Source organism: Rhodothermales bacterium (genome assembly GCA_017643395.1).
Lineage (GTDB): Bacteria > Bacteroidota > Rhodothermia > Rhodothermales > UBA10348 > JABDJZ01.
Map to the genome: position 1 here is coordinate 1,620,709 of JAEPNP010000001.1, position 12,380 is coordinate 1,633,088.

The following is a 12,380-nucleotide window of genomic DNA, read 5'->3' on the forward strand; positions in this document are numbered from 1 at the left end:
GATGCGCACTGTGCTTTTTGTTGGCATGCTGCTGCTCGCAGTGCCCGCAGCGGGTCAGGAAGTAGCCATGGCCGACCTTCAGATGGCCGACGGAAAGGTGGTCCTGAGGGCCACAGGCGCGGCATTTACCGGAGAAATGATGCACTACCACCCGGACGGCGCCGTTTCGAGCAGATCGGCCTACGTCGAGGGGCTGCGACACGGCCTCGACCGCGATTGGGACCGGAACGGTCATCTGCGCGGCGAGCGCATGTGGGCGAATGATCGCAGGCACGGCACCGATCGTGTCTTCGATCACAATGGCAAGTTGCTGCTGGAGACGACCTGGGTCGATGGCGCTCGGGAAGGCGCAGTGGTATGGTTCTACCCCGAGGGCGGAAAGCGGTACGAGACTGCGTTCGCGCATGGGAAGCGCCACGGCATCTGGCGACAGTTTGCCGCGGACGGCTCACTGTCCATGGAGACCGAATGGGACATGGGCACGCTGGTCAGGCGGCACAACCCGCACGCCGGACACTGATTGCCGTCAAAGCGCCCGTCTCGGGACGCCGCGGCCGACCGGCCCGCGGCGCTGAGCACGTTGCACTTCCGGCGCGGCGCTGCGCCGGACCGGGTGCAGGGCACGCAGGAAAGGGAGGCCTCCGTGCCTTGCATCTACCCCCGGGTGGTGCCGTAGTGTGCGGAATCACCTGCCCGAGCCCGCCATGCGCATCGTTCTCCTCTGCCTGCTCTTCCTTGTACCTGCCGCCGAGCTGGATGCGCAGCAGTGGTCCTGGCCTGAGCGGGCCCAGAATCTTCAGGTGCTGCCGGCCGATTTCCCCGGGTCACGCATCGGGGCCGTCATGCGCGGGTTCACGCGATCGCTCGGAGTGCGCTGCTCGCATTGCCACGTGGGTGAGGAGGGGCAGCCGCTGAGTACCTACGACTTTGCCTCGGACGACAACAGGAACAAGGTCACGGCCCGGGCCATGCTGAACATGCTCGGAGACATCAACGATGCGCTCGATACCATCGAGCCGAACGGCGAGCGCATCAACATGTGGTGTCACACGTGCCACCGCGGCACGGCCAGGCCCGGCACGCTGCAGGAAGTGCTGATGATGACCTACCGTGCGGACGGCGGAGAGGCCATGCTGGCGCAGTACGCCAGTCTGCGCGAACGCTACTACGGCCGGGGCGCGTACGACTTCGGTGAGAACTCGCTCAACGCGGCCGGCTACGAAGTGCTCGGCCTCGAGGACTACGACACGGCCATCGCGCTATTCCGGCTGAATGTGGAGCACTTTCCGCAATCGTCGAATGCGTATGACTCGCTCGCAGAAGCCTACATGGAGTCCGGCAACAACGAACTCGCCGAGATCTTCTATCGCAAGGCGCTGGAACTGGACCCCAACAACAGCAACTCCCTGGAGATGCTGAGGACCGTCAAGGCGCACTAGTCCGGGCCGGTCGCCGGCGAGGTCAGGAGCTGACGCAGTGCAAGCCGTGCGTCGGCCTGGTCACTCCCCGCTGAACCATGTCGCTCAGGCCCGGAAGATCTCCACGCTCTCCATGGTGGTGCTGTGGTTTCCAGCCGCAGCGATCTCTGCGATCAGATCGCCACCTTCGGTGACTTCGCCGAAGATCGCGTGCTTGCCATCCAGCCACGGCGTGGGAACTTCCGTGATGAAGAACTGGCTGCCGTTGGTGTGCGGTCCAGCGTTGGCCATGGACAGCATGCCCGGCTTGTCGTGGCGCAAGCCCGCCGCGAACTCGTCTTTGAAGCGGTAGCCGGGTCCACCCGTACCGGTGCCGAGCGGACAGCCGAACTGGATCATGAACTCGGGGATGACACGGTGAAACACCAGGCCGTCGTAGAAGGGCCGCTGCACCGTATCGCCGGTCTGCGGCTCGCGCCACTCCGCCGTGCCGGTCGCCAGTCCCACGAAGTTGGCTACGGTCCTGGGGGCCTCCTGCTCAAACAATCGCGCCGTGATGGTGCCCGCGGAGGTGTTGAAGCGTACAAAGAGATCGCCGTCGCCGGGAATGTCGAAGGATTCAGGGGCGGAGAGAGCCATGGTGAGTCGGTTTGGGTGCGGTCGGCCGCAGTTACAATGAGCGGCCCAAACCCGGCCCCCGCCGGGCGGGTTGCTCCTTGACGGGTTCTTCTCGCTGCGCCGCAGCCACACGCCGTGTCGACGCCGGACTGCGCAGTCCCTGGGGCAGCGGTCCTAGCTCGGCATGCCGCGCATGATGAGCACCTTGGGCTCGGTCATCTCCTGCATCGCAAAACGCACGCCCTCCCGGCCGAACCCAGAGTCCTTGGTGCCGCCGTACGGAAAGTTGTCCACCCGGAAGGTGGGGGTGTCGTTGATGAGCACCCCCCCGTAGTCGAGTTCGCGGAAGGCGGTCATGGCACGCCCCACATCGCTCGTGAAAATGCCCGCCTGCAGACCGAACCGACTGTCGTTGCATCGGGCGATGGCCTCGTCAAAAGTGTCGAACGGCTCGATCACGGTCACCGGGCCGAAGACCTCCTCGCGACACACCTTGGCGTCACTTGGCACATCCGTCAGCACGGTGGGAAGGACCACCTGGCCCTCAGACGTGCCGCCTGTGTGCAGTGTGGCGCCGGCCTGCACGGCCTCCTGTACCCAGGACAGCACCCGGTCTACGTGGCGTGGTTCGATAAGGGGTCCCACGACGGTGTCCTCGCGCATGGGGTCTCCCCAAGGCACGTCCTCCGTGGCGCGAACAAACCGGTCCACAAATTCCCGGTACCGAGCTCGAGCCACAAAGACGCGCTGCACCTTGATGCAGACCTGCCCGGCGTTGGCCCACGCCCCGGTTACGATGGGGCCCATAACAGCGTCCAGGTCCGCCGTCTCGTCCGCGACGCAGGGCGCGTTGCCGCCCAACTCCAGCAGGACCTGCTTCTTGCCGGCGAGGCTCTTGAGCTTCCAGCCGACCCTGTCGCTGCCGGTGAACGAGAGCACTCTCAGCCGATCATCCTCGACCATGCGCTGGGCGACTTCAGGTTCGCAGTGCAGCACGCTGAGCGCCTCAGGCGGCCATCCGGCGTCAAGCATGATTTCGGCAAGCCGGTATCCGGTCAGCGGGCACTGGGGCGGCGGCTTCAGGACGGTCGGAGCGCCTACGGCCGTGGCAGGGGCCAGTTTGTGGGCGATGAGGTTCAGGGGGAAGTTGAACGGGGAAATGGCAGCGACCGGTCCGCGAGGCACGCGCTCATACATGAGTAGACGCCCCTCCGCGCGTGGTTCGAGATCAAGCGGCATGACCTCTCCCGTTGGCTGCCGGCAGGCCCCGGCGGCCAGGGTGAACGTCACCTGAGCCCGGCGGACTTCCCCCCGGGCGTACTGAAGCGGTTTTCCACTCTCGCGCACCATGGTGAGCGCGAGGCCTTCGGCTTCGTCATGGATAGCCGCGGCCGTTCGTTCCAGAATCGTCGCCCGTTCGTGCGTCGGCATGCGCCGGGTGTGGTTGAACGCTCTGACCGCGGCCTCGATGGCTCGGTCCATGTGCTCCGGACGCGCCAGGCTCGCCGCAGCCACCGTCGACCCGTCAAACGGATTCAGAATGTCGTCGTGTCGACCGGAATCGACCTCCTTGCCGGCGATCAGGAGATGTCGCATGTGCCTCCGCGTGACGTACCATTGGCCAACCAGACTTCGATGCCATGGCCGGTGCCCGCAATCTAATCGAACGCCGCAACGCGATGGTGCCGGCTGCCGTCGGCCAGTTTGCAGGGGAGATGACGGCGGTGTCGGCTTCCGGCGCGCGCATCACGGACGCGGAAGGTCGAGTGTTTATCGACTTCGCGGGTGGCATCGGCGTCATGACGGTCGGGCACTGCGCGCCGGAGGTCGTGCAGGCCATCAAGGATCAGGCGGAAAAGCTGATTCACACCTCCATTCACGTGGCCAGCTACGAACCCTACGTAGCGCTCTGTGAGAAGCTGGCCGACCTGTTTCCCCATGGGGATCGCACGCGGGTGATTCTAATCAACTCGGGTGCGGAGGCAGTGGAGAACGCCATCAAACTGGCTCGTCAGGCGACCGGGAGGCCGGGTGTGATCTGCTTTTCGGAGGCGTTCCATGGGCGCACGCTGATGGCACTGAGTCTGACTTCGAAGACCAAATACAAGACCGGCTGCGGGCCGCTGGCGCCCGAGGTCTACAGGCTTCCATACCCGAATCACTTCATGTACGGCGACGGGCTCTCTGAAGCCGCCTTTGTGCAGCGTGAACTCGACCGTCTGGAAGCGGCCTTCCTGAACATGGTGCCTTCGGATCAGGTCGCGGCGGTCATTCTCGAGCCCGTGCAGGGCGAAGGTGGATTCGCCGTGGCGCCTCCGGCCTACCTGCAGGGCCTGCGCCGGATCTGCGACGAACACGGAATCATGCTCATTCTCGATGAGGTGCAGTCCGGTTTTTGTCGGACCGGGCGATGGGCGGCGTACGAACACGCGGGCATTGTGCCGGATCTGTCCACGTGGGCCAAGGCGATGGGCGGGGGCATGCCGATCTCGGCGGTCGTTGGCAAGGCATCGGTTATGGAGGCAGCTGCTCCGTCAACCGTCGGGGGCACCTATGGAGGCAATCCAGTGGCCTGTGCTGCTTCTCTGGCGGCCATCGGGATCATGGAGCGTTGCAACCTGAATGCCCGTGCCGTCGAGGTGGGCGGGAAGATCCGTGCGTGCTTCGAGCGGCTGCAGCGCGCCACGCGCCTTGTGGCGGACATTCGTGGTCTGGGCGCCATGCTGGCCATGGAGCTCTGCGAGCACGGGGACCGTTCGCGGCCGGCGGGCGATGCGGTCCGTGCTGTGTGCGCGGCGTGTCGCGAGCGCGGGCTGATCGTGCTTCCGAGCGGGGCTCACGGCAATGTGATCCGGATTCTGGTGCCGCTTGTCATCTCGGACGCCGAGCTGGATCAGGGTCTGGCGATTCTGGAGGAATCCGTGCTGGCCGTGGCTGTGCCGGTGGTCTGAGCGCTGCGATGCGGCCTGGCGGTTGGAATCGGCGCCCCGCGGGGCGGTGCGGCCAGGCGGTTGGAATCGGCGCCCCGCGGTGCAGTGCGGCCAGGACCCCCGCGGAACTCAGTCGGCCGCGTAGTGGATCTCCGCCACCGTAAATTCCCGCTCCCCGCCCGGGGCGGGCATGCGGACCCCATCGCCCGTTTTTTTGCCCGTAAGGCGCTTGGCCACCGGGGCCAGGAAGCTGATTCGGGCGTCTGTGGGGTTGGCCTCGTCCACCCCGACAATGGTCATCACACGTCGGGGCAGGCCCTGGGTCTCGAGCGTTACCGTCGCGCCGAAGCGCACCTCCGCGGCCGGTTGGGAGGCCGGATCCACCAGCCGCGCTGAGGCGATACGTGCCTCCAACTGGGTGATCCGCCCCTTGAGCACTGCCAACTCCCGGCTCCGATCCGCGCTGTCGCGCGGACCCGCCGCGAGTTTGCCGCGCTCAGCCTCCAGCCGCGCCAGCTCCTCTCGGAGCAGCCGAAGCCCCCGAGGCGTCACGTAGTTCGCCACGCCCGGCGGAAGCGCCGGCCGCGGCGGAATGACCACATGGCCATCAGGGGCGTCATCCTTGACGAACGCGCGACTCACAGGTGCGCGGGCCGTTTGCCGGTCATTTCCCACTGGATGAGTGCGGCGGGGATCAGGCCCGTATCGTTCATGTGGTCAAAGAAGCGGCGGATCGTGAAGTCCTGGCCGGTCGCGTGCTGGTACTCGGCCAGCAGCGTCTCGATCTGCGCCTTGCCGGTCAGGTAGCTGGTACCGTAGCCCGGCTGCATGAGGTACAGGTGCTGCTCGAAGCCCACTAATTGGCCGTTGGGTTGCATCCATCCACGTGGCGTCCATTCCACGGCATAGTCAGAGGCTTCCTGCAGCGTCCATTCGTTACTGTGCATGCGAAGACCGGCGATGGCCCGCGCCGCGCGTTGCGCCACCAGGATCCAGATGAGCTCTCTGCTGCGCGGCCGGCCGTCGATAAACCCGGCGTGCATCATCATCTCCTCCATGGCCGTGGCCAGACCTTCGGAGCGGCTGTCCCAGATGTTGTATAGCAAAGGATTGGCGCGGATGGGGCTGGGGTGTGGCTCCGCACGCATGCGCTCCAGGTCAATCCAGTGGTACCAGTGCGTCTGCATGATGATCGGATCCCGGTAGATCACCTGGTAAAAGAAGTGCTGCGGGCCTTCCGGGCTGAAGGGACGCACCTGGGCCCGAAGCGCCGGGTCGAAATACGGCTTCATCTCCACGATATCCTTCGCCGCGAAAAAGGCGATGAAGTCGTCCACGGCCAGGTTCTGCAGGCGTTCGAAGTCGGCGGCGTTGTCGATGGGGTTCTGGGCCGGCAGACCGTGGTTGTTGTTTTCCTCCAGCCGGAGCGCGGTGTAGGAGCGGGCAAGCTCCCGCTGCACGATCTGCATCTCCTCCGCCCAGCCGTAGGGCGACAGGTGCACGTTCTTCAGATACCAGTCGTAGTTCTCGATCCCGAGCCCGGATGAACCGGTCTTCGAGGGCAGCTCTGCCTCCAGCCAGTCGGCAAAGGCCATCGTGGCGTCCTGGGCCTCCGAGATTGCTTCGCTGAGCGTCGGGGAGGCCCCGTCGGCCATCGCCCGAATGCGCTCCAGATCATCGTGCTGGTCCCGCACCACAGCAAGGCCCATGCGCCAGAGGTCCTGTTGGTTGCCGGTCAGGTTCGTGGGGGCCGCGGCCAACACCGCCGGGATGGTGCGGATGGCTGCCTCCAACTCCGAGGCCTGCGAAGGGAGGTCATACTTCCACACGTCAATAAACCCGTATGCCAGCGGTCCCTCGTGCTCGGGCGTGTCGGACTGGTCCATCCAGATCTGCACGTACCAGGCCGGGTTGTTGGCCCACGGCTGCATGACCCGGTGGTCAAAGTCCAGTCCGTTCATTTCAGCCCTTACAAGGTGCCAGTCTACCTGCGCGGGGATGGGCCAGCCGGTGGTATCGAAAGAGGCCAGCCGGGCCTGCCACTCCGGCAAGGCGTTGTGGCGGGCGGCCATTGCCGAGGCGGAATAATCGTAGACGCCGTCCGTGGCAGGAGGCGCGTGGAAGGCACGCCAGTCCTGGTAGAAGGCAACCAGCTCATCGTGGGTGGTGCCTTCTGTTTCGGCGGGTCCGCCGGGCTGGGCACAGGCCGTGAGCAGGAGGAGGGCAGTCGGGATGAGGGGTCGCATGGGGTCCGGTGTCGTGAGTCGGAGAAATTGCCCCATGTCGTCGCGATTTCAAAACCCGGAAACTTTCGCATGTTGTTTATCGTGTATTTATTGCCGATAAACAATAAATAATTGCCCTAAAACGATGATTCAAGTTCTTGATCGTGTGCTGACGTTTCTCTGGTGGGCGGCGCTCGGGATCGTGGTCTTTGCTGCGGCGATCGGCGCTTGGGCCGCTCTTGGCCAGCCGGAAAACGTTGAGTTCAACTGGTTCGCTTACGACGTCTCGGAGGAATTGCTCGAGAAGGCCGGTGGACAGGCCGAAATCGACCTGGGTGACTCCATGTCAATCAAAGTCGAGGAAGCCTCTCTCCGATCTTCGGATCCGGCCCTGGCCTGGTTCGGCATGGTCATGGGCAGTGCGTTCTTCGCCGTGTTCATGTTCGGCTTCCATCGCGTCAGACAGGTGGTGCGCTCCGCCGTGGACGGCACACCGTTCATCCGGGAAAACGTCACCCGTCTTCGGGAAATCGGGTTCATCTATGTGGCCGAGTACCTCATCCTCGGTGTGGCGCAGGTGACGGCAGGCTTTGTGGCGCGATCCCGAATACCGGACGAGTTGGCAGAGTCCAGCCTTTCGCTGAACGTCAACCCGGTAGTGATCGTCACCCCGCTCGTACTGTTCGCGCTGGCGGAGGTGTTCAAGGCCGGTGTCGATTTGCAGGAAGAACAAGATCTGACGGTCTGATGCCGTTGGAAATCCATCTGGATCTGCTGCTGGTCGAGCGCAAAATGACCCTGACCGAACTCGCCGATCGAGTCGGCATCACCATCTCCAACCTTTCGGTGCTGAAGACCGGCAAGGCCCGAGCGGTACGCTTTTCGACCCTGGAGGCAATCTGTCGGGAGCTGCAGTGTCAGCCGGGCGATCTCATCGCATACGTGGCCGAAGATCACGACGACTGCTGACCCCGATTGCCCTTGGTGGCGGTCTGATGTGGTACTACCTTGAAGGTTGCCACCAGCTCAGCAATAGTGATGAAACGGGTTCTTTCTACGCTTGCCTCATTCATGCTCGTCGTCTCGGCGGCCGCCCAGACCAACCCGGACGCAGTCGCCTCCGGCGCGGGTTTCGGGGGAGCCATGGCTGCCATGGGCGAAACCATTTTCGCCGGCTCGGCGCCGGTCGGTTGGCAGACCGGTGACGAGCCGCCGGGCACTGTGTATCAGTACGAGCGCGATGCCACGGGCAACTGGGTAATCGTAGGGACCTGGCAGAGCCCGGAGCCAGAGGTCGGAGACGATTTCGGGCGTTCCATCCACGTGCACGGTCCGCACCTGCTGGTGGGCGCACCTGGACAGTCGGCTACCTACGTCTGGGAGCATCAGGAGGACGACACCTGGACGCTGATCGGAACGATGCGGCCCAGTCGCCTGCCCGACGGAGCCGAGTTTGGTGGCTCCTACGCACGAGCGGGCTTTCGCAATCAGGCCGTGGCGTTTGCCGGCGGTGGGATTGTGGTGAGCGCCTATAACTCGGTGACCAACACCGGTCAGGTGCATCACTACACGCCGGACGGTACCGAGGTCATCGTGGCGGGAACTGAGGGAGAGGGGTTCGGCTTCTCGCTGGCCGGTGATTTCCGGCAGCCGCTCTTCATCGGAGTGCCCGGTGCGAACGAAGGAAAGGGCGCGGTGGATGTGTACCTGTTCCGTGACGGGAATCTGGTGCCGGACGGACGCATTGCTCCCGAGGACCTGCCGGCACGCAGCGGCTTTGGCCGGTCCATCGCGTGGTCGGACGGCACCTTCTACGCGGGCGCTTCGGGCCTGGGGGCCGTGCTGACGTTTGCCAAGTCGGACGATGGGGTCTGGGAGGAGACTGGACGCCTCGCCGCGGAGGAAGCCCAGGGGCTTGGCGTTCAGGTGGCTGCCGGCCACGGAAAGGTGTTGGCTTCCGATCGTCGGGGAGCAATGGTATTTGAGGGGGAGACGGCCACGCGCATTGAGGCGCCCGATGATCGTGCACGTCGCGGCTTCGGGATTGGCCTGGCCATCGCAAGCAATGCCGTAGCCGTCGGATCGCCGAGTGCAGACTATGAAGAGGGGCTGGCGACCGTGTTCGAACCGTCCGGTGATGGCTGGGCGGCCGCGTCCACGCTGGCACCTGAAATCACATTCCTCGAATCAATCCGGGGTGATCAGGTGGACTGCGAGGAAGGCGCCGCCTCCATGTTCGGATGCGACAACGTGGATCTGATCTCCTTCGTGTCGTCGAAGGAAATGACCAGCGAGCGCGGAGTGAAAATGACCGACATCTGGGGGTGGGAAGACCCGGAGACCGGCCACGAATGGGTTCTGCTGGGCCGTACGGATGGCACCGCGTTCATCAACATCGCCGACCCGTCGAATCCCGTGTATGTGGGCGAATTGCTTCGCACCGAAGGTTCACCAGGGGCTGCCTGGCGTGACGTCAAGGTGTACAAGGACCATGCATTCGTCGTCGCGGACGGATCAGGCCAGCACGGCGTGCAGATCTTTGACCTCCGCCAACTCCGCGATGTCGAAGTGGCCGACATGCCGGTCACCTTCGAGATGACCGCCCACTACACCGGGACCGCATCGACCCACAACATTGTGATCAACGAGGACACCGGGTTTGCCTATGCCGTGGGCAATCGCTCCGGCGGCGAAACCTGCAACGGCCAGAGCCACATGATCGACATCCGTGATCCGGCCAACCCGACCTTTGCCGGCTGCTTTTCCGAGCCGCAGAGCCGCAGCACGCACGATGCCCAGTGTGTGCTCTACCACGGTCCGGACGCGGATTACGCCGGGCGAGAAATCTGCCTGTCCTCGAACGGATCGTCATTCGTGATCTCAGACGTCACGGACAAGGAGGACCCGAAAACGGTGGCCCTGGCAACGTATCCGATGACGCACTACACCCATCAGGGGTGGCTGGACGAGGACCACGCGTACTTCTACATGAACGATGAACTGGATGAGATGGCCGGTGCGGTAGAGCGCACACGCACGCTCATCTGGGACGTGCAGGACCTCGATGACCCGCAGTTGGTCAATGAGTACTACCTGGATTCCGGGGCCTCGGATCACAATCTGTACATCCGCGGCAAGTACATGTATCAGTCCAACTATCAGGCCGGGCTGCGCATCCTGGACATCACCGATCCTGTCAATCCGGTTGAAGTCGGCAACTTCGATACCGCGCCCTACGCGGAGGATGCGGCTGGCTTTGGCGGCTCCTGGAGCAACTATCCGTACTTCAAGAGCGGCATCATTGCCGTGAGTTCGCGCGCGGAGGGGCTGTTCCTGGTGCGATTCCGGCAAATGGACTCCTAGCTTTCGGCTCGGCTCGGCTCGGTTCGGCGGGGCTCGGTTCGGTTCGGCTCGGTTCGGTTCGGCATCGGCATCGGCATCGGCTCGGCTCGGTTCGGCTCGGCGGGGCTCGGTTCGGCTCGGTGGGATTCGGCCCCTGAGCCGCCGCCCGCTCTCGCCGGACGGCCGCCCGCCGCCCGCGCCGCGCCCGCCGCGCCCGCTCTCGCCTGACGTGGAAAAGGGGCCCCTGATTCCACTCGGCGGTCGGCGCTCGCGGCGTCCGAGTGGACTAAGAGGCGATTTTCCACATCGCCTGTGTGATTCCGGCCCGCTGGGTGGAATTTAGCCCCGCAATTCCATGTCGGGACCCTTGCTCGGCGTATCGCGTGGCCGGGGGCGGCCCGCCGCCCGCGCCGCGCCCCGCGCCCGCTATCGCCTGACGTGGAAAAGGGGCCCCTGATTCCACTCGGCGGTCGGCGCTCGCGGCGTCCGAGTGGACTAAGAGGCGATTTTCCACATCGCCTGTGTGATTCCTGCCCGCTGGGTGGGATTTAGCCCCGCAATTCCATGTCGGGGCCCTTGCTCGGCGTATCGCGAGGCCCGGGGGCCGCCGCCCGCCGCCCGCGCCTAGCGCCGCCCGCGCCGCCCGCGCCTAGCGCCGCCCGCGCCGCCCGCGCCGTCGCGCCGCCCGCGCCTAGCGCCGCCCGCGCCGCCGCGCCGCCGCGGGAGCCCCTACCCCAGCAGCGCGGCCTCGATGGTATCGGCCACGCGCTCCCAGCCGCCCTCGGCCAGCGCGTGGCGCCGGCCCTCGCGCGCGAGCCGATCCCGCAGTTCGGCGTCTGTGATCAGTCGCTCCAGGGCTTCGGCCAGGCTTTTGGCGTCGTCAGGGGGCACCATGAGACCGGTGTGATTCTCCAGGATGGCGTCCTCGATGCCGCCGGCCCGGGATCCCACAGAGGCGATTCCCGCGGCGGCGGCCTCCAGGAAGACGAGCCCGAATCCCTCAACATCCGGGGGGGCGTGCAGCGGGACCATGCAGAACGCGTCCGAGGCCTCAAAGAAGCCGGGCATGTCCTCAAACGGGACGCCGCCGTGGAAACGAATCACCTGGTCCAGGCTACGCGCGGACACCATCGCCTGTAATCGCTTTCGCTCGGGGCCGTCCCCCACAATCCAGAGCCTGAGTGCGGGATACCGCTCCGCGAGTATCTGAACGGCGTCCACAATCAGATGCACGCCCTTCCGGGGCACGAGCCGGCAGGCCGACAGCAGCACGAACTCCGATTCGAGGCCATGTCGTCCGCGCCGGGCTGCTCGGCGCTCCGGATCAAAGTGGCCGGCGTCCACTGCGTTGGGCACAATCTGGATTCGTCGCTCGTCCACGCCCAGACCCCGGGCAAGGCCTCCGACGAAGTTGCTCACCGCAAAGATGTGGTCGGCCGATTGGAAGGTGCGCCGGCGGACATAGTTGTACACGGGACCGACATAAGGCGTGAACAGCAGTTCGCGGCCGTGCGCGCCAAGTCCAAGCGGACTGTTGCGACCGGCAAGCTGGCACGCTAGCGCCGAATACCACTGAACGCACAGCGTGGCGTCCACACCTTCGCGATACACACGGCGCAGGGTCGGCAGGGAGGCCAGCGGAAACGGATTCAGCCCGAGCGGGGTGCGCCGGGTCTCGAAGGGTTCCGGGGCATCTCCATCGGCCGCCCCGGGCCTGTCCGGTGCCACCACGGTGACGCGGTGCCGTGCCGCCAGCTTTCGGGCAATCTCCAGGCCGTAGCTCTGGGTCCCACCCAGGTCCGGCGGGAAGTCCTGGGAAACGATCAGGAAGTGCGCCATCAGGCGAG

The 12,380-nt window shown here is 65.2% G+C and carries 11 protein-coding genes; 6 read left to right on the forward strand and 5 right to left on the reverse strand.

The window, feature by feature from the left end; translation table 11 throughout:
- Position 1: 1 nt before the first annotated feature.
- Positions 2-520 (forward strand): hypothetical protein, encoded by a 519-nt coding sequence (locus JJ896_06585; GenBank protein ID MBO6779302.1) that lies wholly within the window; start codon positions 2-4, stop codon positions 518-520.
- Between the two features lie 184 nt (positions 521-704).
- Entirely contained in the window at positions 705-1,439 is a 735-nt protein-coding gene (locus JJ896_06590; GenBank protein MBO6779303.1) for a c-type cytochrome, read from the forward strand.
- An 84-nt stretch (positions 1,440-1,523) separates the two neighbouring features.
- Here the strand turns inward: JJ896_06590 and JJ896_06595 are convergent, their stop codons facing one another.
- Both JJ896_06595 and JJ896_06600 read right to left on the reverse strand, forming a co-directional pair.
- Positions 1,524-2,057, reverse strand: a complete 534-nt coding sequence (locus tag JJ896_06595) for a peptidylprolyl isomerase (GenBank protein MBO6779304.1) — start codon at positions 2,055-2,057, stop codon at positions 1,524-1,526.
- A gap of 153 nt (positions 2,058-2,210) precedes the next feature.
- Complete coding sequence (locus JJ896_06600; GenBank protein ID MBO6779305.1) at positions 2,211-3,632, reverse strand: aldehyde dehydrogenase family protein; 1,422 nt, start codon at positions 3,630-3,632, stop codon at positions 2,211-2,213.
- Between the two features lie 44 nt (positions 3,633-3,676).
- On the opposite strand from JJ896_06600, the gene JJ896_06605 reads away from it, so the two are divergent.
- Positions 3,677-4,987, forward strand: coding sequence for an aspartate aminotransferase family protein (locus JJ896_06605; GenBank protein MBO6779306.1), 1,311 nt, complete (start codon positions 3,677-3,679; stop codon positions 4,985-4,987).
- A 108-nt stretch (positions 4,988-5,095) separates the two neighbouring features.
- Here JJ896_06605 and JJ896_06610 read toward each other — a convergent pair whose 3' ends face one another.
- Positions 5,096-5,608: a GreA/GreB family elongation factor gene (locus JJ896_06610; protein ID MBO6779307.1), complete on the reverse strand. Its 513-nt coding sequence runs from the start codon at positions 5,606-5,608 to the stop codon at positions 5,096-5,098.
- Positions 5,605-7,212, reverse strand: coding sequence for a DUF885 family protein (locus JJ896_06615; protein ID MBO6779308.1), 1,608 nt, complete (start codon positions 7,210-7,212; stop codon positions 5,605-5,607). Before JJ896_06615 ends, JJ896_06610 begins: the two co-directional genes overlap by 4 nt.
- A gap of 124 nt (positions 7,213-7,336) precedes the next feature.
- Between JJ896_06615 and JJ896_06620 the strand changes: the two genes are divergently transcribed.
- From JJ896_06620 to JJ896_06630, 3 genes are all read left to right on the forward strand, one after another.
- Complete coding sequence (locus JJ896_06620) at positions 7,337-7,939, forward strand: DUF2975 domain-containing protein (GenBank protein ID MBO6779309.1); 603 nt, start codon at positions 7,337-7,339, stop codon at positions 7,937-7,939.
- The gene (locus tag JJ896_06625; GenBank protein MBO6779310.1) at positions 7,939-8,160 is read left to right on the forward strand and encodes a helix-turn-helix transcriptional regulator; all 222 of its coding nucleotides are present in this window, start codon (positions 7,939-7,941) and stop codon (positions 8,158-8,160) included. Before JJ896_06620 ends, JJ896_06625 begins: the two co-directional genes overlap by 1 nt.
- A gap of 69 nt (positions 8,161-8,229) precedes the next feature.
- Complete coding sequence (locus JJ896_06630) at positions 8,230-10,554, forward strand: choice-of-anchor B family protein (protein MBO6779311.1); 2,325 nt, start codon at positions 8,230-8,232, stop codon at positions 10,552-10,554.
- 708 nt (positions 10,555-11,262) lie between these two features.
- On the opposite strand, the gene JJ896_06635 is transcribed toward JJ896_06630, so the two are convergent.
- Positions 11,263-12,372, reverse strand: coding sequence for a glycosyltransferase family 4 protein (locus tag JJ896_06635; protein MBO6779312.1), 1,110 nt, complete (start codon positions 12,370-12,372; stop codon positions 11,263-11,265).
- Positions 12,373-12,380: the final 8 nt, after the last annotated feature.